This is a genomic window from Streptomyces sp. NEAU-sy36, from assembly GCF_013423905.1.
Lineage (GTDB): Bacteria > Actinomycetota > Actinomycetes > Streptomycetales > Streptomycetaceae > Streptomyces > Streptomyces misionensis.
Genome location: NZ_CP058977.1, coordinates 5483409 through 5506758 on the forward strand (window position 1 = coordinate 5483409; position 23350 = coordinate 5506758).

Annotated in this window: 15 protein-coding genes; 9 read left to right on the forward strand and 6 right to left on the reverse strand. The window is 75.7% G+C overall.

The genetic code is table 11. The features are described 5' to 3' along the window. Positions 1-25 precede the first annotated feature (25 nt). Positions 26-1111, forward strand: a complete 1086-nt coding sequence (locus HZZ00_RS23930; protein ID WP_180328385.1) for an ABC transporter permease — start codon at positions 26-28, stop codon at positions 1109-1111. After that, positions 1108-1791 carry an ABC transporter ATP-binding protein gene (locus tag HZZ00_RS23935; RefSeq protein ID WP_180328386.1) on the forward strand — a complete coding sequence of 228 codons (684 nt, stop codon included), beginning with the start codon at positions 1108-1110 and terminating at the stop codon, positions 1789-1791. The genes HZZ00_RS23930 and HZZ00_RS23935 overlap by 4 nt, the downstream gene beginning before the upstream one ends. Before the next feature lie 22 nt (positions 1792-1813). Here HZZ00_RS23935 and HZZ00_RS23940 read toward each other — a convergent pair whose 3' ends face one another. The 6 genes from HZZ00_RS23940 to HZZ00_RS23965 all read right to left on the reverse strand — a co-directional run bounded on the left by HZZ00_RS23940 (position 1814) and on the right by HZZ00_RS23965 (position 6831). Beyond that, on the reverse strand, positions 1814-2224 hold the full coding sequence (locus HZZ00_RS23940; RefSeq protein ID WP_257585197.1) for a DUF3592 domain-containing protein: 411 nt from the start codon (positions 2222-2224) through the stop codon (positions 1814-1816). A gap of 93 nt (positions 2225-2317) precedes the next feature. Continuing rightward, positions 2318-2962 carry an HAD family phosphatase gene (locus HZZ00_RS23945; RefSeq protein WP_180328387.1) on the reverse strand — a complete coding sequence of 215 codons (645 nt, stop codon included), beginning with the start codon at positions 2960-2962 and terminating at the stop codon, positions 2318-2320. After that, the gene (locus HZZ00_RS23950) at positions 2959-4107 is read right to left on the reverse strand and encodes a hypothetical protein (RefSeq protein ID WP_180328388.1); all 1149 of its coding nucleotides are present in this window, start codon (positions 4105-4107) and stop codon (positions 2959-2961) included. The genes HZZ00_RS23945 and HZZ00_RS23950 overlap by 4 nt, the downstream gene beginning before the upstream one ends. 60 nt (positions 4108-4167) lie before the next feature. Beyond that, a complete protein-coding gene (locus tag HZZ00_RS23955; protein WP_180328389.1) occupies positions 4168-5760 on the reverse strand; it encodes an amino acid adenylation domain-containing protein in 1593 nt (530 codons plus the stop codon). Positions 5761-5792: 32 nt separating this feature from the next. Continuing rightward, entirely contained in the window at positions 5793-6530 is a 738-nt protein-coding gene (locus HZZ00_RS23960) for a thioesterase II family protein (RefSeq protein ID WP_180328390.1), read from the reverse strand. A 52-nt stretch (positions 6531-6582) separates the two neighbouring features. Then, the gene (locus HZZ00_RS23965; protein WP_180328391.1) at positions 6583-6831 is read right to left on the reverse strand and encodes an acyl carrier protein; all 249 of its coding nucleotides are present in this window, start codon (positions 6829-6831) and stop codon (positions 6583-6585) included. 315 nt (positions 6832-7146) lie between these two features. Between HZZ00_RS23965 and HZZ00_RS23970 the strand changes: the two genes are divergently transcribed. From HZZ00_RS23970 to HZZ00_RS24000, 7 genes are all read left to right on the forward strand, one after another. Then, the gene (locus tag HZZ00_RS23970; RefSeq protein WP_180328392.1) at positions 7147-8391 is read left to right on the forward strand and encodes an acetyl-CoA carboxylase biotin carboxylase subunit family protein; all 1245 of its coding nucleotides are present in this window, start codon (positions 7147-7149) and stop codon (positions 8389-8391) included. A gap of 144 nt (positions 8392-8535) precedes the next feature. Next, positions 8536-11721 carry a non-ribosomal peptide synthetase gene (locus tag HZZ00_RS23975; protein WP_180328393.1) on the forward strand — a complete coding sequence of 1062 codons (3186 nt, stop codon included), beginning with the start codon at positions 8536-8538 and terminating at the stop codon, positions 11719-11721. After that, positions 11718-14855 carry a non-ribosomal peptide synthetase gene (locus HZZ00_RS23980; RefSeq protein WP_180328394.1) on the forward strand — a complete coding sequence of 1046 codons (3138 nt, stop codon included), beginning with the start codon at positions 11718-11720 and terminating at the stop codon, positions 14853-14855. The genes HZZ00_RS23975 and HZZ00_RS23980 overlap by 4 nt, the downstream gene beginning before the upstream one ends. 25 nt (positions 14856-14880) lie before the next feature. After that, on the forward strand, positions 14881-17868 hold the full coding sequence (locus HZZ00_RS23985; protein WP_180328395.1) for a type I polyketide synthase: 2988 nt from the start codon (positions 14881-14883) through the stop codon (positions 17866-17868). After that, positions 17865-19013, forward strand: a complete 1149-nt coding sequence (locus tag HZZ00_RS23990) for a MupA/Atu3671 family FMN-dependent luciferase-like monooxygenase (protein ID WP_180328396.1) — start codon at positions 17865-17867, stop codon at positions 19011-19013. The genes HZZ00_RS23985 and HZZ00_RS23990 overlap by 4 nt, the downstream gene beginning before the upstream one ends. A 2-nt stretch (positions 19014-19015) precedes the next feature. After that, positions 19016-22045, forward strand: coding sequence for a condensation domain-containing protein (locus HZZ00_RS23995; protein ID WP_180328397.1), 3030 nt, complete (start codon positions 19016-19018; stop codon positions 22043-22045). Continuing rightward, positions 22042-23346, forward strand: coding sequence for an MFS transporter (locus tag HZZ00_RS24000; protein ID WP_180328398.1), 1305 nt, complete (start codon positions 22042-22044; stop codon positions 23344-23346). Before HZZ00_RS23995 ends, HZZ00_RS24000 begins: the two co-directional genes overlap by 4 nt. The last annotated feature ends 4 nt before the right edge of the window (positions 23347-23350 follow it).

Sequence of the window (23350 nt, forward strand, 5' to 3'; positions counted from 1 at the left end):
ACCACCACACAGGACAGGCAGGGCCGTGTTCGTCGCCTGGAGAGACCTGAAGTTCGCCAAGGGGCGGTTCGCCCTGACGGGAACCGTCATCGTGCTGATCACCCTGCTGGTCGGGCTGCTGTCCGGACTGACCGCCGGACTGGGCCGGCAGAACGTCTCGGCGATCACGGGACTGCCCGCCACCGAGATCGTCTTCCAGGCCCCCGCCGGCGGCCGGGACCTGTCGTTCACCGACTCCGTTGTCACCGGGGCGCAGTGGCGGCGGTGGTCGGCGGCCCCCGGTGTCGAGAGCGCCGAGCCGCTGGGGATCACCACCACCCGGGCCACCGCCGGGGACAGGAGCGCCGCGGTCTCCGCCTTCGGCGTCCGCCCGGGCTCCCGCCTCGCCCCGGACGGCGACGCGATCGGCGACCGCACGGTGGTGCTGTCCACCGCGGCCGCCGACGACCTGGGGGTGGCGGCCGGCGGCTCCGTCACCCTGGCCGGGCGGCGGCTGACGGTGGCCGCGGTGCGGGGCGACGCCTTCTTCAGCCACACCCCGGTGATCTGGACCGGCCTCGGCGTCTGGCGGAAGGCGGCGCCGCCCACCGGCGGCGGGCAACGCCCGGCCGCCACCGTCATCGCCCTGACCACCACCTCGAAGGCCGCGCTCGCGGCCACCGACCGGCAGGCCGGCACCAGGACCGTCGCCCTCGGCGACTCGCTGTCCGCGATCGGCTCCTACACCTCGGAGAACGGCTCCCTTCAGTTGATGCGCGGCTTCCTGTTCGCCATCTCCGCGCTGGTCGTCGGGGCCTTCTTCACCGTGTGGACCATTCAGCGCAGCGGCGACGTCGCCGTTCTGAAGGCGCTGGGCGCCTCCACCGCCGGGCTGCTGCGGGACGCCCTCGGCCAGGCCGTCGTCCTGCTGGCCGGCGGCACCCTGATCGGCACCGGCGCCGCCGCCTGCGTGGGCGCCCTGGTCGTCGGGACCGTGCCGTTCGTCCTCACCCCCGGCACCGTCCTGACGCCGGCCGCGGTGACGATCGTCCTCGGTGCCCTCGGAGCCGTCCTGTCCGTCCGCCGCATCACCTCCGTCGACCCGCTGACCGCCCTGGGGAGCGCCCGATGAGCCTGCACCTGACCGATGTCACCCTCACCTACCCGGACGGCGACACCCGCCTCACCGCCCTCGACCGGGTCAGCCTGGAGGTGCCCCGGGGCAGCCTGACCGCCGTGGTCGGGCCCTCCGGCTCCGGGAAGTCCAGCCTCCTGGCCGTCGCCGCCACCCTGGTCACGCCGGACGCAGGCACCGTCACCGTCGACGGCACCCGCACCACCGGTCTGAGCCGGGGAGAGCTGACCGAGCTGCGCCGCCGCACCATCGGCATCGTCTTCCAGCAGCCCCATCTGCTGCCCTCCCTCACCGCCGTCGAGCAGCTCCAGGTGATGGCGCACCTCGACGGCCGCTCCCCCGCCGGGGCCCGCGGCCGGGCCATGGAACTCCTCGACGCGGTCGGCCTGGCCGGCCAGGCGGGCCGCCGTCCGCACCAGCTCTCCGGCGGCCAGCGCCAGCGCGTCAACATCGCCCGGGCCCTGATGAACGAGCCCACCGTCCTGCTGGTCGACGAGCCCACCAGCGCCCTGGACCACGAGCGCGGCGCCGCCGTCGTCGCCCTGCTGGCCCGGCTCACCCGTCGGCAGCCGACCGCCACCGTCCTGGTCACCCACGACCGCACCCACCTCGGCGCGGCCGACCGGATCGCCGAGGTCCACGACGGGCGGCTCACCGTCCCGGCGGCCGCCGCCTGAGCCGCGACGGGCCGCGGCCCGCTCACGCCGTCACGGCGATCAGCACCGCGGTGCCCGCGAAGACCAGGCCCGCCAGCAGGACGAACACGACCGGGCCGACCGTGTGCCGCCACATGGACACCCGCGCGCCCTGCGGGTCGTGTGCCAGGTACACCACCGGCACCCGGCGGCCGGTCGCCAGTCCCATGCCGCCGCCGCGCATCCGGGTGGTGAACTCCACCCGGTGGCCGCGCAGGTCGGCGAAGGCGATGACCGGGGCCCACGAAGGGGCCGCGTCACGCCGTTCCACCCGTACGTTGTCCACCACGACGCCCCAGGTGCGTATGCCGTGCCGCCGCAGCCGCCAGACCAGCGCTCCGTCGCGCGCTCCGACCGCCAGGAGCAGCACCGCGACCGCTCCGCACACGATGACGCCGATGAACCCGTTCCCCACCTTGCCGCCTCTTCCGTCCGCCCCCGTGCCGTTCGAACCACGGAAACAGGGGACGCGGATCACGCGCGGTCGGTTGCGGCGCGGGCGGCCCGGTCACACCCGGGCGGCGAGCAGGGCGGGCAGTGCGCTCATGTCCCCGAACACCCGGACGCGCCCCGAGCCCCGGCTCTCCTGCGGCCGGTCCGGCCGGTACCAGTGGACGCGCAGGCCCGCGTCGTGGGCGGAGCGCACGCCGACCTCGCTGTCCTCGACCGCGACGACGGTCTCCGGGTCCGCCCCCAGCGCCCGTACCGCCTGCCGGTAGAGGCCGGGGTCCGGCTTCCACGTGCCCAGTTCGTACGCCGAGAAGTGCGGGCCGGTGAAGAAGCCGGCGAGGCCGGTGCGGCGCAGGCGGTCCTCGATCATGCCGAGGGGCGAGTTCGACACCACGTACACGGGTGCCGTGATCTCCCGCAGGGCCGCCGCCATCCCCGGGGTGGCGCGCAACCGGGTCGCCAGATACCGCTCGGCGATCTCCCGGACCCGTTCCACCGCGTCGTCCGGCAGCGGGGTGTCCGTGTACTGCCCGATGATGGCGACCGACTCGCTCATCCGGCGGCCCGCGACCCGCTCGGCGAAGCCCTCGGCCGGGACCCGGGCGTGCACGGTCCGGGCGAACTCCAGCAGGGCCAGCACCTCGGCGTCCTGGCTGTCCACGAGCACGCCGTCGAGGTCGAAGAGCACGGTGTGCGCGGTCATGCGCCCAGTCCGTGCCGGCGCAGGAAGGCGTCGTAGCGCCCGGCGAGTTCGGTCGCCGCGGAACGGGCGTCGGCGACCTTCAGCTCGGTGCAGTGGTAGCCCAGCATCTCCCGCATCACCGCCATGCGTTCCTCGGTGAACTGGACCGTGCCGTTGGCGGCCACGCGCTCGATCCCGTCCAGGAGCTGGCAGCGCCGGTTGACGGCCTCGGCCGCCGCGGGGGTGGTGCCGGGCGGCAGGTCGAGCCGCACGCCCTCGCGCGAGACCCGGACCGGGTAGCCGCCGGTCATGCCGCCGGGGGCGGGCGCGTGCAGGGACTGTTCCGTGCGGGACAGCAGTGCGAGCAGGAGGCGCGCGGCGGAGGTGGCCGTCAGCTGCTGGCCCTCCTTGCCGCCCTGGCGCCGCAGGCCGCCGGCCAGCCGGGCGTACGCCGCGTCGGCGTCGACCGTGGCCGGGGCACCCGCGACACGGACGTCGAGCAGGTGCGGGATGCCGCGGGCCTCGCCGAACCGGTGCACGTGGTGGCTGAAGTAGTGGTGCCCCACGGCCTTCACCTCGACCTCGGCCGGGGAGGCGCCCAGTTCCTCGGCGGCCGCCCAGGTGATGCCGGGCACGATGTTGCCGATGTTGCCGATCCCGACGTCGGGCGCCAGGTCGAGGGCCGCGAGGGCGGGGCCGACCGCGTCGGGGTAGGCGCCGTTGACGACGACGGCCCGCGACTCCGCGAGGCGCACCGCCTGCATCAGCTCGTGCACGAGCGTGAGGTGCATCGGCAACCAGGGGCCGAGCTGTGCCTCGTCGAGTCGTCGGAACAGTTCCTCGGGCAGGTCCATGATGGCGCGGGCGGCCTGGATGGAGGCGCCCATGAAGATGATCGTCGGCCGGATGCGCCGCAGTTGCTCCGCGGTGCGGTCCACGTCGGCCATGTCCATGGCCACCGCCTCGACCTCGCGTATCCGGCCGAGGTTGGCGGCCGCCAGCTTGGTCAGGTTCGCGAAGCGGGTGGCGCGCTCCGCCGAGCGGCTCGCGAGGACGAGCCGCGTCTCCGGTTCCGCGCTCGCCAGCAGATGACCCAACCGTATGGTGAGGTCACCGGAACCGATGAGGAGGATCTTCGGTACCTCACCGGTCGTGGTGCCTGACATGTCTCCTCCGCAGCGGGTCGAAGTGGTGATGGGCGCGCGCACCCCGGCCGGGCGCGCGGCTCAGTCGGGATCGGGGGCGGGCAGCGAGCGGCGGTCGATCTTGCCGTTGGTGTTCAGCGGGAACGACTCCCGGTGCAGGAAGCGGCTCGGCAGCATGTAGTGCGGGAGCCGCTCGCGCAGGAAGCCGGTGAGTTCGGCGGGCGGGGTGGCGGTGCCCGTGTAGTGGGCGACCAGCGTCGCCTCCGGCCCGGACCGGTGGGCGACCACGACGGCCTCCCGGACCGCGGGGTGGCGCGTCAACTGCGCCTCCACCTCGCCCACTTCGATGCGGTGGCCGCGCACCTTCACCTGGTCGTCCAGCCTGCCCAGGAAGACCAGTCCCTCGCCCTCCGGGCGGACCAGGTCGCCGGTGCGGTACCAGTCCGTGTCGCGGGGCTCCTCCCCCGCCGGCAGGACGACCGCGGGCTCCCCGGGCCGGCGGCGCAGGAACCGCCCCTCGTTGTGGGCCGGGTCGAGGTAGCCGGCGAACCGCTGGGGCCCGCGCAGGCACAGCTCGCCGGTCTCGGCGGGCCGGCCGTCCTCCCCGAGCACGACGCTCTCCAGGTGCGGCAGCACCTCGCCGATGGGCATCGTCCCGTTGGAGCCGGCGGGCACGAGCCGGCCGGCGCCCCCGAGGTCCTTGTGCACGCAGACGACGCTCATCTCGGTCGGCCCGTACATGTTGTGCAGTACGGCGTTGGGCGCGGCCTCGGCCCACTGCCGCGCCTGTTCGGCGGTGAGCCGTTCGCCGCCCAGCATGACCTTGGTCAGGGTGGGCATCGAGCCGGGGGCGAGCGCGCCGGTGCGCTCGGCGAGGCTGCCGAGGGACGGCACGCAGAACCAGTGCGTGATCCGGTGCTCGTTGACGAACCGGGAGGGCCGCAGCACGTCGTTGGCGCGGGGCACGACCAGCGCGCCGCCGGCCGCCCAGGTCACGAACATCTCGTAGACGGCCACGTCGAAGGAGAACTCGACGTTCTGGGAGGTGCGGTCCTGCGGGCCGAAGCCGCAGGCGTCGACGGCCCAGTCGATGAACGGCACGATGTTCGCGTGCCGCACGGGCACACCGCGCGGCGCTCCGGTGGAGCCCGAGGTGTACAGGATGTAGGCGATGTCGTCCGGCCGCGGCGGCGCGGCGGCCGGTCCGCCCGGGTCCGTGCCGTCGTCGCCCCGCGCCGCGCCGGTGCCGTCGGCCGGTTCCGTCAGCGACGCCTCGTCGACGAGCAGCCGGGGCACGCCGAGGTCGGGCGGCGCCTGGGTACCGCCCCGGGTGCGCGGGGGCGTGCCGACGACGAGGTCGAGGTTGCCGTCCTTGACGACGGCCAGCTGCCGGGCGGGCGGGTGCGCGGGGTTGATGGGCACCGCAGCGGCGCCCAGCCGCAGCGCGGCCAGGTAGCCCGCGTAGGCCGTGAGGCTGCGGGCGGCCAGCAGCCCCACCCGTGCGGGGCGGTGGCCGGTCCGGCGCAGGATCCGTCCGGCCAGCCGGTCCGCCAGGCGGTCCAGCTCCGCGTAGCCGAAGGTCCGGCCGTCCACCTCCAGCGCGGTGCGGTCCGGATGGCGTGCGGCGGAGCGGGCGAACAGCTCATGGAGGGTCGCGGGGGCGGCCGCTGCCACGGGCGGCTCCTTTCGTTGCGTACCGGGGGTCGTCACACCAGCTCCGCGAGGGCGCGCAGCACGGCGGGCCAGGACTCGGTGAGGTACATGTGGCCGCCGGGGAACTCGACGGCGTGGAAGCCCGCCGAGGTGTAGGCCGCCCAGTCCCGCCAGTCGGCGGCCGGGACGGAGGCGTCGGCGGTGCCGCGAAGGGCCGTGAGCGGGACCGGCAGCGGGCGGTGCGGCTGCGGGCGGTAGCCCTCGGACATCGCGATGTCGGCGCGCAGGGCGGGCAGCAGGAGGTCGCGGATCTCGGGGTCGGCGAAGGCTTCCGGTTGGCCGGTCAGTTCGCGCAACTGGGCGACGGCCCGCACCGGATCGTCGGACAGTTTCTCGGGGCGGCGGCGCCGGGGGCTCACCGAGCCGCTGACCACCAGGTGGCGGGGCGGGGGGCCGCCGGTCTCCAGCAGGTGGCGGGTCGCCTCGTAGGCGAGGAGGGCGCCGAGGCTGTGGCCGAAGAGGACGTAGGGGGCCCCGTCGGCGTGCCTGGCGACCCGGCCGGCGACGTCCTCGGCGGCCGCCCGGACCGTGCGGTGGAACGGCGCCGTGAACTCCTCCTCGCGTCCGGGGAGTTGGACGGGCATCACGTCGAGGACGGCGCCGGGCCCCTGCCGCCATCCCCGGTACACGCCGGCGCCCGCCCCCGCGTAGGGGACGCACATCATCCGGAGGGGCCGGGGAGCGGCCGGTCGAGGGCAGGGCGTCTCTTCCGCGACGCGCGGAGCGGACACGTTTTTCCTCCGATCGCGGATTCTCGTTTCCAGGGCCCGTCGGCTGAATACGTCAGGACGAGTCGGCCGCGGAGCGCACGCGTTCGCGCAATGCGTGGGCGTTCTCGCTCTCCAGGATGTCGAGGAAATCCACCTCGATGCCCGTCTCCTCGTGGATCATGGTGGAGAGAGTGAGGGCCCGGAAGGAATCCCCACCGTTCTCCAGAAAACCGAGATTCGGGTCGGAACCGGTTCCGAGGACTTCTGCCCACAACACCGGAATACGGTCCGCACCGTTTTCCGTACCGGGAGTCTGGCTCATCTGGCTCCTCATCTCATCAAACGCACGACGATTCCGAGACCGACGCGGACCAACGGACGGGATTGGGCTGCCAACGCTATGAAATTGGTCGGCGCCGCAGATGGCGAAACCTTTCGTCGGTGAATGTGACGCAGGTCACCCGGCAACCTCCAGCGAAACCATCCGGAAGGCGGTGGCCGAAAACCGATGTTTGCCGGGCCCTGGTCGCTGGCTATGCTTCTTCCGCCTCTCATGTACACGGATGCCTTTCTCGCCGCGTGAACCCCGCTGTGGCCCGGCGAGAGAACCGTCGAACACTTGGGAAGGACCACCCACTTGAGCGATTCACCGGTACTCCTCGCCGTCTACGACGTCGGAAGCCTCGCACCGCTCCGTCTTTCCCAGGTCGCCCGCGCCAATGGCTGCGAAATGGCATTCGTCGCCGCGGACTCGGAACACGCACAGCAGATGCTCCCGGTCCTCGGCAGACTGGGCCGGGTGGTGAACACCGCGGGACGCACCGAAACGTCGGTCGTCGACGAATTGCGCGGGCTGAACCCCGCCGGAATCATCACGTTCAGCGAATTCCGCATCGCCGACACCGTCCGGCTGGCCGCGGCGCTCGGCCTGCCGTACCACTCGCCCGCCCTGCGGGAGGCGGTGACCAACAAGGACCGCCAGCGCGAGCGGTTCGCCGAAGTGGGCCTGGACACCGTGCGGTTCTGCACGGTGACCGCCGCCGACCAGGTGGACGGGGCCATCGCGCGGGTGGGACTGCCCGCGATCGTCAAACCGGTCGTCGGCGCGTCGAGCCGCAACACCACCACCGTCGCCACGGCGGACGAGTGCCGCGCGGTGGTCGCGGCGGCGCTCGGCGGGATCGGCGGGCCGGCCGAAACCGCGGTCGTCGTGGAGGAGTTGCTGGTCGGCATGCCGGTCGAGGCGCCGTGGGGCGACTACATGGCGGTGGACTGCGTCGCCCGCGGCGACGATGTGCGCCCGGTCTTCGTCAGCAGCAAGTTCGCGCTCGCCGAGCCCTTCCGGGAACGCGGCGCCTACGGCGGGCAGTCGGTGGTGCCGGACGACCTGGTCCGGGAGGTGGCCGACCTGGCGTGCCGGGCGGTCGGCGCCCTCGGTGTGCACGGGGTGGCCGACGTCGAGATCAAGCTGACCCCCGACGGCCCGCGGGTCATCGAGGTCAACGGCCGCCTGGGCGCCTGGGTGGACGACCTCGGCGTGCGCGCGGGCAGCAGCGTGCCGGCCGACATCGCCGTCAAGGCGGCGCTGGGCCGCCCGTACACCACCCCCGACCCGGTGGGGCGCGGTCCCGCCGTCTTCCACTATCTGATCGTGCCGCCCGTGGGGGCCACCCGGGTCAAGGCGGTGCGCGACCTGACGGAGCTGCGCCGGCTGCCGTTCGTGGAGCGGGTGGTGCCGCTGGTCGAACCGGGCGCGCCCGTCGACTGGCGGATCGGCGCGGCCGGCAACGTGGCCGCGCTCAGCGGGGCCGCTCCCGACCCGGCGGCGCTCGCCGAGACGGTGGCCGCGATCGAGGCCGTCGACTGGATCGACTATGAGTGAGCCGGTCCGTACGGGACCGCACCGGCGCGGCGGTGCAGACACCCGGGCCGGCCGGCCCCGGGCGACCGGCCGCCGTTCCGCGGCGCCGCCCGCGCCGCGGTCCAGCCCGTCACCACCAGGACACGCACCGACTGGAGGCAAGCCGTGATCGACCGCAGTGGCGGGCTCGTGGGGCCGGGCCCGGACGCCGGCGCCATCGACGGCGGTGACCCGGCGGGCGCCGCCCGGCCGGCCGGGCCCGGCTGGCCGCTCGCGCCCAACCAGGTCGGCGTCCACCTCGCCGACGCCCTGGCCGAACGGCCGGGAATGCACACGGTGGTCGCCGCCTACCGCCTCACCGGCACCTTCGACGGCGAACTGCTCGCGGAGCGCTTCCGGGCCCTCGTACGCAGGCATCCGGCCCTGTCCTCGCGCCTCGTCGACGACGGCCCGGCCCTCGGCATGGCCCGGTCGGACACCGCCCCGGAATGGCGCGACGAGACCCTCCCGCCGTCCGCGGCGGACGACGACGGCGCGGACCGGCTCCTGGCGGAGTGCCTGCGCCCGATCGACACCCGGCGCGGACCGCTGATGCGCGGGGCGCTGCTGCGCCGGAAGGACGGTGACGCCGATCTGGTGCTGACCGCCAGTCACCTCGTCGTCGACGACCAGGCGATGGAGACGGCCGTCGCCGAGGTGCTGACGGGCGACACCACCCGGTCCCCGGGCGACTACCCGGGCTGGGCGACGGCCGCGGCCGGGGCCGCCGTGCGCGGGGCCGGCCGGGCGGCCGCCCGCCGCGCCGAACTGTCCGCCCTCCCGCTCGGTACCGACCCGGCGTGGGGGTGCGGCGACGCGGCGGCGGGCGACGCCGACGGCGGACAGCTGCCGTTCACCGTGCCGGACGACGTCTGGCGGAAACTGGCCGGCACCGCCCGCACCCTGGGCATCTCCCGCTACTCGGCGCTGACCGCCGCGGTGGGTCTGGTGCTCGCGCGCAACGGCGGCACGGACGCCTCGCTGGTCGGCAGCTTCGTCACCCGCCGGCCGGCCGCGCAGCGGCACACCATCGGCTACTTCAGCAACACCGTCCCCGTCCCGGTGCGTCTCGCCGAGGACGGCACCGTCGCCGGTTTCCTGCGCACCTGCCACCGCCAGTGCCTCGCCGCCTACCGGGACGCGGACCTGCCGCTCTTCGACGTGCTGCCCTCCGGCCACCAGTCCGGCGCCGGTCCGCTGACCGCCGCCGTCGCCCCGCTGTGGACCCCGCCGCCCCTGCGGCTGCCGGGGCTCACCGCGCGGCCGCTCCCCCACCCCTTCGCGGGCGCCGCGAAGTTCCCCCTGCTGGTGTACGTCGACATGGCGGCCGAGGGCGCCGCGCGGGGGCTGCTCCAGTTCCGCCACCGGTGGTTCTCGGCCGAGCAGGCGGCGCTGTTCACCCGCCAGCTCGTCGCCGTGCTGCGCGAGTTCGCCGAACGGCCGGACGCGCGCCTGGCGTCGGTGACCGTCCTGGACGAAGCGGACCGGCAGCGGGTCCTGGCGGCCGGGCTCGGCGCCCCCCTCACGCCCGAGGAGCTGTCCGTGCCCGCGCTGTTCACCCGGCGCGCCGGACTGTCGCCCGACCGCATCGCCGTCAACGACGGGCACACCGCGCTGCGGTACGCCGAGGTCGACGAGCGTTCCGACACCGTGGCCCGCGCGCTGGCGGAGGCCGGGGTGCGGGCCGGGGACCGGGTGGGCGTGCGCATGGAACGCTCCTGCGATCTGATCGTCGCCCTGCTGGGCGTGCTGAAGACCGGAGCGGCGTACGTGCCGCTCGACCCCTCCTACCCCGAGGCACGGCTGGCCCTCGTGATCGGCGACGCCGACGTGCGGGTGGTGGTCGGCGACGCGGACTCCCGCCCGGCGGACCTGCCCGAGCACATCGACTGGCTGCCGGTGCGCACCCGGCCGCGGGACCCGGCCCGGCCGCTGCCCGCCGTCGACCCGGATCTGCCCTGCTACGCCATCCACACCTCCGGCTCCACCGGCCGGCCCAAGGGCGTGCTGGTGACGCACCGCAACGTCACCTCGCTGCTGAACGCGACCCGCGAGGACTTCGGCCTCGGCCCGGACGACGTGTGGTCGCTGTTCCACTCGTTCGCCTTCGACTTCTCGGCCTGGGAGATCTGGGTCTGTCTGCTCACCGGCGGCCGGCTGGTGGTCGTGCCCCGGGCGGTCTCGCGCAACCCGGAGGAGTTCCACCAGCTGCTGGAGGACGAGGAGGTGACCGTCCTCAGCCAGACGCCGACCGCGTTCGGGCTGCTGCTCGCCACCGACCGGCTCGCCCGCGGCGGTCTGTCGGTGCGCCTGGTGGTGTTCGGCGGCGAACCGCTGGACACGCGCACCCTGGCGCCCTGGTTCGAGCGCTATCCCAAGGCGCGCGTGGAGAACATGTACGGCATCACCGAGACGACCGTGCACAGCACCACCCACACGGTCACCCGCGAGGACACCCGTACCGGCAGCCGGGTGGTCGGCCGCCCGCTGCCCGGCTGGGAGATATACGTCCTGGACGCGCGCGGCCGTCCGGTGGCGCCCGGCGTCGCCGGAGAACTGCACGTGGGCGGTGCGGGGGTGGCGCTCGGCTATCTCGACCGTCCCGAGCTGACGGCCGAACGCTTCACCACCGACCGCCACCCGCGGGTGCCGGGCGGACGGCTCTACCGCAGCGGCGACCAGGGCCGGCTGCTGCCCGGCGGGGTGCTGGAACACCTGGGACGGCTGGACGACCAGGTGAAGGTGCGCGGCTTCCGCATCGAACTCGGCGAGGTCCGCGACGCCCTGCTGCGGGACCCGTCGGTCACGTCCGCGGCGGTCGTCGTGCACGGCGCGGGCACCGCCGAGGCCCGTCTCGACGCCTATGTGGTGCTCGCGGCCGAAGGGACCACGGACGGGCTGCTCCGGCGGGCGGCGGCGCGGCTGCCCGAGTACATGGTCCCGCAGACCGTCACCGCGCTCACCGCCCTTCCGGTCACCGCCAACGGCAAGCTCGACACCGCGCGGCTGCCCGCCCCCGAGCCGGACGCGGACGCCCCGGCCGGCCCCGCCGGCTCCCCGGACGCGGCCGGAGACGTCCTCGACCGGGTCGTCGGGGTCTGGCGCGACGTGCTGGACGTGCCCGTCGCCCCGGACGACAACTTCTTCGACCTCGGCGGCACCTCCCTGCTCGCGCTGCGGCTCAAGACGGCGCTGCGCGGCGCCGGACTGCCGGAACTGGCCCTGAAGGAGGTCATCCGCCATGCCACCCCGGCGGCCATGACGGCGCTGCTGCGCGACAGGGCCGGCGCACCTGGGGAGAACGCCGGATGAGCCGGCCCGACACCCGCCCGGCCACCCCCGGACAGCTGCGGTTCTTCCTGCTGGACCAGCAGGACGGCGGCGCCGCCCGCACCCTGGTGAAGCGGATCACCGCGGAGGGGGCGGCCGATCCCGGGCGGCTGCGGGACGCGCTGCGCGCGGTGGTCACGGCCCACCCGGCGCTGCGCACCTCGCTGCACCTCGACCCCGAGGGGCTGCGCCGGCGGGTGCACGATCCCGACGCCGTGGACATGGTGATCCGGACGACGGCGGACCCGGACGGGCTGGTGGCGGCGGAGTCCGCCGGGCTGGCGGTGCCGTTCGAACACGGTGGCGGCCCGTTGTGCCGGATCAGGGCGCTGGTCGGCCCGCGCCGCACCCACTGTCTGATCGCCGTGCACCACGCGGTCTTCGACGACGACTCCACGGCCCTGCTGCTGTCCGCGCTCACCGGCGCCTACGCCGAACCCGCTGCGGCCGCACCGGACGCGGACGCGCCGGAGGACGATCCGGCGCCGCGCGCGGACGGGGAGCGGCTGCGCGCCTTCTGGCGGCGCTACCTGGAGGGCTGCCCCCGGCGGACCGAACTGCCCTGGACGCGGCCCGCGGCCGGCCGGCGCAAGCGGACCGTCGTCCGGGACCTGCCGGCCGCGCTCTGCGACCGGCTGCGGCAGCGCGCGCGGACCACCGGAGCCAGTCCGTTCGCCCAGTTCCTCGCCGCGGTCGGCGCGGTGACGGCCTGGTACCTGGACCGGGACGACGTCGTCCTCGCGGTCCCGGTGAGCGGCCGGGGGGACGGCGGCGACCGGCGCATCGACTGTCTCCAGAACACCGTCCCGGTCCGCGTCGGCCTCGCCGGGGCGGACACCTCGACGGTGGTGGACCGGGCCGTGGACGCCCTGTTCGACGCGCTGGACCACGCCGAACTGCCCTTCGAGGAGATCCTGTCCGGCGTGCGCGCCGTACGGGAGCCCGGCCGCAAGCCGCTCGCCCAGATCCTGTGCACCGAGACGGTCCCGGTGCCGGCGGTCGAGGCGGGCGGGCTGCGCTGGACGGTCGGCGAGACGGACACCGGGGAGGCCGAGTACGACTGCTGCCTGGCCCTGCGCCATCTGCCCGACGGCGGGATACGGCTGGAACTCGTGTACCGCGAGGGCGCGTTGCCGCCGGAGCGGGCCCGCAACACCGTGGACCACGTGGCCCGTCTCCTGGAGCGGCTCACCGAGGACCCGGTGCGCCCGCTCGCCGAGATCGACCTCCTCGGCGAGACGGAGGAGGCCGAACTGGCCGTCCTGGAGGGCGCCTTGCTGGACCCCGACCCGCGGCCGGTGCACGAACTCGTCCTGCGGCACGCCCGTACGACGCCCGAGGCCACCGCCGTCACCGACGGGCAGCGGGCGCTCTCCTACGCCGCCCTGGAGCGGCGGTCGCGCGCGGTGGCCCGCGCGCTCACCGGCCGGGGGGTGCGGCCCGGCGACCGGGTGGGCATCTGCCTGCCGCGGGGCACCGACCTGGTGGTGGCCGTGCTCGCCGTCTGGCGGGCGGGCGCGGTGTACGTGCCGCTGGACCCCGAGTACCCGGCGGACCGGCTGCGGTTCATCGTGGCGGACACCGCCCCGGCCGTCGTCCTGGGCGACCGGGACCTGCCGGGGGCGCTGCGGGACGCGCCCGGCGTCCTGCCGCTGGACATGGCCGACACCGGCACCGCCGTACCGGCGGACGGCGAGGAGGACGGCGCGGACCCGGCCGGACGCGCGTACATCCTGCACACCTCCGGCTCGACCGGCCGGCCCAAGGGCGTCGTGGTGGGACACGCCCGGCTGACCGCGCTCTTCGACGCGTGCGACCGGGCCCTGCCCGGGGCGCCGTTGACGGTCGCGGGCACCAGCCTGTCCTTCGACATCAGCGTCCTGGAACTGCTGTGGCCGCTCACCCGGGGGCGCACCGTCCTGGTGACCGGGCACCGGCAGGCGGCCGAGCAGGACGTGCCCACCGGGGCGCTGTACCAGTGCACGCCCACCATCGCCCGGCTGCTGCTCGCCGACCCGGCGGGCCGGGCCCTGCTGGGCCGGCTGGGCGCCCTGCTGGTGGGCGGCGAGCCCCTCGCCCCCGACCTGGCGGACGAGTTGGCGGCTACCGTCCCGGGGCCGGTCGTCAACTGCTACGGCCCCACGGAGACCACCGTGTGGTCCACCACCTGGCGGGTCGTCCGGGGCGCCGCCGTGCGCATCGGGCTGCCGCTGGCGGGCGAGTCCTGCCACGTGCTGGACGGGCTGGGCCGGCGGCTGCCCCCGGGCTGCCCCGGCCGGCTGGTCATCGGCGGCCGGGGGGTCGCCGAGGGGTACTGGCACCGCCCGGAGCTGACCGCCGAGCGGTTCGTGACGCTCGGCGGGGGCCGCGGGCGCGGCTACGACACCGGGGACCTGGTCGTCCTCGACGGCCCGGAGGGGCTGCGGTTCCTCGGCCGCCGGGACGGACAGTGCAAGATCCTCGGCCAGCGGATCGAGGTGGAGGAGGTGGAGGCCACCCTGCGCGCGGGCGGCGCGCCGGAGGTCGCCGTGGCCCCGAACGCCGACTCCACCCACCTGGTGGCGTTCCTGCCGGACGGCGTCGCGGCGGACGGAGCGCCCGGCCCGGCGGCCCCCGGCCCGCTGCGGGAGCTGCGCGCCCACGCCGAGGCCTGGCTCCCCCCGGCCGCGGTCCCCGGCGCATGGCTGCGCGTCCCCGCGCTGCCGCAGCTACCCAACGGCAAACTCGACCGCGACACCCTGGCCCGCTGGGCGGCCGAGCCGCGGCCGGCCGCCCCCGCCGGGCCGCCGCCGGCGGACGGGTCCACGGCGGCGCGCCTGTGCCGGGTGTGGGAGACGGTCCTCGGCCGCCCCGTCCAGGACCACGACGCGACCTTCTTCGAGCTCGGCGGGACCTCGCACGGGGTGCTGCGGGTGCTGGCGGCGCTGCGCACCGCCCATCCCCGGCTCACGGCGGCCGAGTTGTTCCGCCACACCACCGTGCGCGCCCTCGCGGCACACCTCGACGGTGCCGCCGCGGCCGACGGACCCGCGGCGCGGGGCGCGGCCCGCGGCCGCGACCGGTCCCGCGCCCTCAGCGGCTGGCGCGCCGGCCGGCGGCCCTCATCGACCCTCTAGGTACCAGGAATCGAGGCGGACGCAGATGCACGCACCCGACAACGCGGTGGCGGTGATCGGAGTGGCCCTCCGAGTGCCCGGAGCCGCCGACCCGGACACCTTCTGGGCCGACGTGGTCCGCGGGCACGTGGCACTGCCGGGGGTCCTGCCCGACGGCACCCTCGGCGTCGGCGGGATCGACCGCGTCGACCGGTTCGACGCGGAGCTGTTCGGCATGAGCCCGACCCAGGCCGCGGTGACCGACCCCCAGCAGCGGGTCGTCACCGAGGTCGCCTGGCAGGCGCTGGAGGACGCGGGCGTCGACACCGAGCGCGACCCGGGCCGGGTGGGGGTCTTCCTGGGCTGCGGCGACAGCGGCTACCGGCACCGCTACGTGGACGCCGACCCCGCGCTGGTGCGGGCCGCGGGCCGCCAGCAGATCTCCCTCGGCAACGACAAGGACTACCTGGCGACCTCCCTCGCCTTCCGGCTGGGCCTCACCGGCCCGGCCCTCACCGTGCAGACCGCCTGCTCCACCTCGCTGGTCGCCGTCCACGTGGCCGTGCGCAGCCTGCTCACCTACGAGTGCGACCTGGCGATCGCGGGCGGGGTCACCGTCCAGCTGCCGCCGGGCGCGGGCTACACCTACCAGGAGGGCGACGTGCTCTCCCCCGACGGCCGCTGCCGGCCGTTCACCCGGGGCAGCCGGGGCACCGTGCCCGCCAGCGGTGCCGGGGTGGTGGTGCTGCGCCGGGCCGAGGAGGCCGGGCGCGGTGCCCGGGCGGTGCTGCTGGGCAGCGCGGTCAACAACGACGGCGCCGACCGGATGAGCCTCGTCGCGCCCAGCCCCCGCGGCCAGGCGGCGGTGCTGGAGGAGGCGCTGGCGGTGGCCGGGCGCAAACCGGCGGACATCGGCTTCATCGAGACGCACGGCACCGCGACGGAACTCGGCGACCAGGTCGAACTGGCGGCGCTGGCCCAGGCGTACGGCGACGCGACGGAGCCGTGCGCGCTGGGCGCGGTGAAGGCCGGCATCGGGCACACGGACACCGCGGCGGGCGTGGTCGGTCTGATCAAGGCGGTGCTCGCCGTCCAGCACGGGGTGATCCCGCCGGTTCCCGCGCAGCCCGGGGACGGCCCGGACGCGCCGCTGGGCGCGGACCGCTTCCATCTGCCGCGCGAGGCGATGCCGTGGCCCGGCGGGCGCACCCGGTACGCGGCGGTCAGCTCCTTCGGGCTGGGCGGCACCAACGCCCATGTGATCCTCGCCGAACCGGCGGTCGCCGCCGGGCCGCCCAAGCCGCCCGCGGGCCCGCCCGGGCGCGGACTCGCGGTGCTCTCCGCCGCGAGCCCGCAGGCGCTGGAGCGCACCGCGGCCGGCCTCGCCGCCGCGGTGCGCGGGGGCACCGGGCCGGTCGGCGACGTCCTCGGCACGCTCTGGCACGGCCGGCGGCGGCTGCCGTACCGCTGGGCCTGCCCGGTCGAGGCGGCGGACGAGGCGGCGGCGCGCGCCGCGCTGGCGGACGCGCTGGAGTCGGCGTCGGCCCGGGCGAAGGCGGTGCCGGAGCCGACGGTGGCCGTGCTCCTGCCGGGCCAGGGGGTGGCGCCGGCCGGTACCGGGCGCGGACTGCTCGCGGCCGACGCGGACTTCGCCCGGGAGTGGGCGGGCACCCGGGCCCTCGTCCGCGCGTGCGGCGGGCCGGACCTGGAGGGCTGCTGGACCTGGCCGGACGACGATCCGCGCTGGCTGCGCACCGATGTCGTCCAGCCGCTGCTGTTCAGCGTGGAGCTGGCACTGCTGCACGGGCTGCGGCGGCACGGTGTCACCCCGTCGCTCCTGCTCGGCCACAGCGTCGGGGAACTGGTCGCCGCCACCTGGGCGGGCGTGTTCTCCGAGGCGGACGGGGCGCGGGCGGTGGTCGAACGCGGCCGGCTGATGAGCCGGGCGCCGGCCGGGGTGATGGCCGCCGTGCTGACCGGGGAGGACACGGCGCGGGAGCTGGCGGCGGGGCTGCCGGTGGACGTGTGCGCGGTGAACGCGCCCGACACCGTGGTCCTCGGCGGGGCGGCGGAGCACCTGGCCGAGGTGGAACGCCGCTGCGCCGCCGCGGGGGTGCGGGTGCGCCGGCTGGCCACCGCGCACGCCTTCCACTCCCGGTTCATGGCCGAGGCCGCGGAGGCGTTCACCGACGTGGTGGGAAGCCTCGCCCTGCACGCGCCGCGCGAGGTGGTGCTGTCCAACGTCACCGGGGCGCCGCTGGACGCGGCGCAGGCCACCGACCCGGCCTACTGGGGCCGTCAGCTGCGCGCCACCGTCCGCTTCGCCGAGGGGGTGGAGGTGCTGCTCGACGCGGCGCCGCACGTGGTGCTGGAGGCCGGTCCGGGGCGGACGTTCGCCTCGCAGCTGCGGCGCGCCACCCGGGGCGCGGAGCACCCTCCCGTCATCGCCGAGCTCCTCGGCGACGGGCGGCGCGACGAGGCGACGGTGCACCTGGCCGCGCTCGGCGCCGCCTGGACGGCGGGCTGCGCGACCGACGACCTGGTCGCCCCGCCGGCCGCCCCTGCCCGGGTCCCCGGCTACGCGTTCGCCGACACCCGCCACTGGCCGGCCGCCGGCCCGGACGGCACGACCGCGCGGGACGCGGCCGCGCCGGGTACGGCCGCGCCGGGTGCCCCCGAGGCCGTCGCGGCCCGCTCCGGGCAGGACGAGCCGGGCGCCGGGGACGCGTCCGAGGGCGCGGAGACGCGGTCCCTGCTGGCCGCCCTGTGGCAGGAGTCGTTCGGCGGTCCGGCGATCCGCGCGCAGGACAACTTCTTCGAACTGGGCGGCACCTCGCTCCAGGCGGCGCAGCTCATTGCCGTCGTCAACGACCAGCTGCTGGTCGAGGTCCGCCTCCAGGACCTGTACGAGCACTCCACGTTCGGCGACTTCGCGGCGCGGGTGGAAGAACTCCTCGACGAGCGCGACGACGCCGAACTGCTGGAGCTGCTGGCCGAGATCGAGGGTCAGGGCGAAGGGGAGGGACAGGCGTGAGCGACCTCGGCGAACGGCTCGGGCAGCTGACCCCCGAGCAGCGCGCGGCCCTGCGGCTGCGGCTGCGCGAACGCGCCCGGCAGGCCCCGGCCACCGACGGGCCGCCGGACGCGGTCCCGCCGGTCCGGCTCAGCCTGTACTTCTTCCCGCAGGCCCGCGCGCTCGCGGCCCCCGACTACTACGCCATGATGCTGCGGGCCTGCGAGTTCGCCGACGAGCGGGGGTTCCACGCCGCGTGGTTCCCCGAGCGGCACTTCGTGGACTTCGGCGGCTCGCACCCCAACCCCTCCGTCCTCGCCGCCGCGGTGGCGGCCGTGACCCGGCGGCTGCGGCTGCGGGCCGGCAGCGTGGCCGCGCCGCTGCACCACCCGGTCCGTGTCGCCGAGGAGTGGGCGGTGGTGGACAACATCTCCGGCGGCCGGGTGGGCGTCTCCTTCGCGAGCGGCTGGCACCCGGACGACTTCGTGCTGGCCCGGGAGCCGTACGACGAGCGCAAGAAGACGCTGATGCGCACCGTCGAACAGGTGCGGCGGCTGTGGGCGGGCGAGGAACTGTCCTTCCCCGGCACCGCGGGCGGCACGGCGCGGGTGCTCACCCAGCCGCGCCCGGTGCAGCCCGAGCTGCCGGTGTGGATCACCGCGGCCGGGCACCCGGAGACCTTCCGGGCCGCGGGCACCGCCGGGTACGGCGTGATGACCGCGCTGCTCGGCCAGACCCTGCCCCAGCTGCGGGAGAACGTGGCCCGGTACCGGGCCGCCTGGCGGGACGCCGGGCACGCCGGCCGCGGTGACGTCGTGGTGATGACCCACGCGCACGTCAGCGAGGAGCCCGACGTGGAGGACAGGCTGCGGCCCGCACTGCACGACTACCTGTCCTCCTACCGGGCGCAGACCGGCGGCGGCGACGAACCCGTCCTGCTGGAGGCCGCCTTCCAGGACTACCTGGCGGGACCCTCGCTCCTGGGCACGCCGGCCAAGGCCGCCCGGGTGCTGGCCCGGCTCGCCGAGGCGGGCGCCGACGAGGTGGGCTGCCTCGTCGACTTCGGGTTGCCGGCCGGGGACGTGCTGGCCGGGCTGCCCCGGCTGGCCGAGCTGCTGCCGGCCGGCCCGTCCACCACCACCGCCGACGCCGACAGGAGCCAGTGACCGTGACTCGACCGCGCACCGTCGCCGACCGGCTGGCCCGGCTGACGCCCGAGCAGCGGGCGGCCCTCCAGCGCCGACTGCGGCACGGGGAGGAGGGCCCGGCCGCCGAGCCGGAACTCACCCGGCGCTCCGGCGACCGCTCCGTCTCCCCGCTGGGCCTGGACCAGGAGCGCATCTGGATCCTCGACCAGCTCGATCCCGGCCGGCACACGTACAACATCAGCACCGGGCTGCGGTTCAAGGGCGCCTTCGACGAGGAGGCGTTCCGGGCGGCCGTCACCGCGCTGGTGCGCCGCCACGAACTGCTGCGCTCCCGCGTGGAGGTCCGCGACGGCCTGCCGGTGCTGCGGGTGAGCGAGGAGTTCGAGACGCCGGTCGAGTTCTTCGACCTGCGGGCCGAACCGGACGCCGTCGAGGAGACCGTGCGGGCGCTGGTGCGACGGCCGTTCGACCTCGCCGCCGGCGGGCTGCTGCGGGTGGTCGTGGTGCGCGGCGCGGACGACGAGTACCAGGTGATCGAGACGATGCACCACTCGGTGACCGACCAGTGGTCGTTCGTCCGCCTCAACCGCGAACTCCTGGAGCACTACCGCGCGGCCCGCGAGAACCGCCCCGCTCGGGTGCCCGAACTGCCCGTGCAGTACGGCGACTTCGCCGTCTGGCAGCGGCGGTTCTTCACCGGTGAACGCCGCCGGGCCCACCGCGACTTCTGGCGCGCCCACCTGGCGGGCGTGCCGGCGCATCTGCCGCTGCCCTACGACGCGCCCCCCGAGGGCCGCGGGCACGAGGGCAAGCACCACTACTTCCGGCTCGACGACGGGCTCAGCGCCGCCTTCCTCGCGATGTGCCGCACCCGGCGGCTGACCCTGTCCGACGCGCTGCTGGCCGTCTACGTGGGCCTGCTGCACGAGGAGACCGGGTCGCGGGACATCGTGGTCGGCCTGCCGAGCGCGACCCGCGGCCGGCCCGAGACCCACGACCTGATCGGCTTCCTGCTGACCAACGTCCCGCTGCGCGCCAGGCTGCCCGCCGACCCGACGCCCCAGCAGATCCTGCACGCGGTGCGGCAGGCCTCGGCCGCCGTCGCCGACCACCGCGAGGTGCCCTTCAGCGAGATCGTCGACGCGGTGTCGCCCGAGCGGAGCCTCGACCGGTACCCGCTGCTGCAGACCATGCACCTCGTGCTGGACTTCGACGACACCGTGGTCCGGGTGCCCGACGCCGAGGTGCACGGCGTCGAGGTCGAGGACGGCGTGTCGCCGATGGACATCACGGTCGGCTGGTGGCGGGCGGGTGACCGGATGTACGGGCGGTTCGAGTACCGCACCGAGCTGTTCACCGACGCCACCGTCGACCGGCTCGTGGGGCGTCTCCTGGAACTGGTGCGGGTCTTCGTGGAGCGGCCGGATGAACCGCTGCGCGCCCGCGCCGCGGCCCCCGCTCCCGCCCCGGCGCGGACGGCCACGGCGGCGCCCGCGGCGCCCGCTGCGGTGGACCCCGGCGAGCTGCGCCGGATCGCGGCGGTCTGGCGGGAGGTGCTGGGCACCGAGCCCGGCCCGGACGACAACTTCTTCGAGTGCGGCGGTACGTCCCTGACCGCGATCCGGCTGGCCCACGCGCTGCGCCGGGCCGGGTTCACCCTCACCGCCCGGCAGCTGTTCCGCGCCCCCACCATGCGCGGTCAACTGGCCGTCGTACGGCCGGAGTCGGCCACCTACCGAGGCGGTGCCGAACCGGCCCGGGGGGCGGTCAGCCCCGAACAGGAGGACCTGCTGGAGGGCGGCCTGCCGCACCCGGAGCTGTGGGCGCACAGTCTGGTGCTCACCGCCGCCCGGCCGCTGGACCCCGAGTGGCTGGCCGTGGTCGTCAAACGGGTCGCGGCCGCCCATCCCGGGCTGTGCTCGGCGTTCCGGCGCACGGACACCGGCTGGCGCGTGGACGCCACGGACCGCCGGCTGTGGCGCGTCGAGGCGCCGGGCGCCGATCCGGCCCGGGTGGCGGAGGCCCACCGCGCCGCCTTCGACCTGCGCGAGGGGCCGCTGTTCGCGGCGTCCCTGATCCCCGGCGAGCCCGACCGGATCGTACTGACCGCGCACCACCTGGTCGTGGACGGCCTGTCCTGGCAGATCCTGGTGGACGACCTCGAACGGGCCTACCTCGGCGCCCGGCCGGCCGCCGAGGCGCGGCACCCGTCGGTGTACGCGGCCGCCTGGCGCGACCACGATGTGCGCGGGCAACGCGACTACTGGCGGGACCAGTTGGCGGGCGCCGCGCCGCTTGGCTGCCGCACCGGCGGCCCGGACCGGATCGGCGGCGAGACGGCGTACCGAGTGCGTGCGGCGGTACCGCCGGGCGCCGACACCGCGGACCGGCCGGCCGTGGCGCTGACGGCGGTCGCCCGGGCCACCCGGTCCTGGTTCGGCGGCCGGGACGTCGTCCTCGATCTCATCGCCCCCGGACGGGAGTTGCCGCTGGCGGACGGCTGGGACCCGGCCCGTGCCGTGGGCTTCCACGCCACCAGCCACCCGCTCCGCCTCCCTTTCGCCGACGACCCCGCCCGCCACCTGCGGCAGGTCGGCCGCGCCCTGGACGCCGTACCGGACGGCGGCAAGGGCTATCAGGCGCTGCGCTGGTCCGCCGACCCCGAGGTGCGCCGCGAGGCCGCCGGCTGGGGACGGGCCGAGCTGTCCTTCAACTACCTGGGTACGCTGCTCGCGGGCGCGGAGAACGGGCGGTTGTTCACCGTCGGCGAGCAGATCGGGCCATCGGGGAACGACGACGCCACGCGCTACCACGCCGTCGCCGTCCTCTTCGAAACCGACGGCGAGGAAGCGGTGTTCACCTGGAAGTTCGACCCGGACGCCGTCGACGGGGCGGCCGTGCGGGCCGCGGCGGCCCGCGCCGCCGAGGAGTTCACCCGGCTGACCCGGCGGCGCGGCGCCCAACCACCCTCGACGGCGGGCATGTCCCTGCACGAGGTGAACCGCATGCTCGCCGAACTGACCCGAGAGAAGAAGAGCCCCTCCGCATGACATCGACGACCACCCGTGACAGGCGCCCCCTCACCGCGCTGGTGACGGCGAACTACCTGTCCTGGATCGGCAACACCATGACCTTGGTCGCGGTGCCGCTCTACGTGCTGCAGATCTCGTCCAGCGCCACCGAGGCGGGCGCGGCGGGGTTCGCCAACGCGCTGCCCATGATCGTGGCCGGCCTCGCCGGGGGCGTGATCGCCGACCGGGTCGGCCCGAAGCGCACCAGTGTGGTCGCCGACCTGGCCGCCGGGGCGTGCATGGCCGCGGTGCCGCTGCTGCACGGCACCGTCGGTCTGGCCCTGCCGGCCCTGATGGCGCTGCTGTTCCTGCGCACCCTCGCCGACGCGCCCGGCGCCGCGGCCCGGCTGGCGCTGCTGCCCCGGGTGACCGCCCGCGGGCAGGTGCGCTCGGAGACCGCCAACTCGCTGTTCGCGTCGGCCCAGCGGGTGGCGTTCGTGATCGGCCCGCCGCTCGCCGCGCTGATGGCGGGCCTGACCGGCCCGACCGCCGTGCTCTACGTCGACGCGGGCACGTTCCTCGCGTCGGCCCTGCTGATCATGGCGGTGCCGGGCGGGGAGCCCGCCCCGCGGGCCCGGGAGGCGGGGCCGGACGACGCGGCGGAGCCCGCCGGGGCCCGTCCGGGCCTGCTGCGGGAGGTCACCGAGGGCGCGCGCTACATCCTGCGCACCCCGGTCCTCGCGGCCATCATCAGCGTGGTGGTGTGCACCAACTTCCTGGACGACGCGCTGACCCCGGTGGTGCTGCCGGTCTACAGCCGTGAACTGCTGGGCGGCGAGCGGGCGGTGGGGCTGCTGCTGGCGGCCAACGGCATCGGCGCGGTCGTCGGCTCGTTCGCCTACGCCCCGGCGAGCCGCAGGCTGCTGGCCAACCGGTGGGCCACCTTCGTGGGCTGCTTCGCGCTGATCTGCGCCGCCCGGCTGGCCATGGTCGCCGAGCCCGGGCTGTGGATCATGCTGGTGATCACCTTCGCCATCGGACTGGCCAGCGGACCGGTCAACCCCCTGGTCACCGGCGTGGTGGAGCGCTCCACCCCGCCGGAGGCGCTGGGCCGGGTCTGGGGCGCGGTGATGGCCATGGCCTTCGCCGCCGCGCCGGTCGGCATCTTCGCCACGGGCTGGCTCGCCCAGAACATCGGCCTGCGCCCCACCCTGGGACTGTTCGGCGGTCTGTACGTGCTGCTCATCTGCTACGTGGTCAGGAACCGTCCGCTGCGCGGCCTCGCCGGGCCCGACCCGGCGCGGACACCGGTCGCCGAGGACGCGGCGACGGCGGGCTGACGCC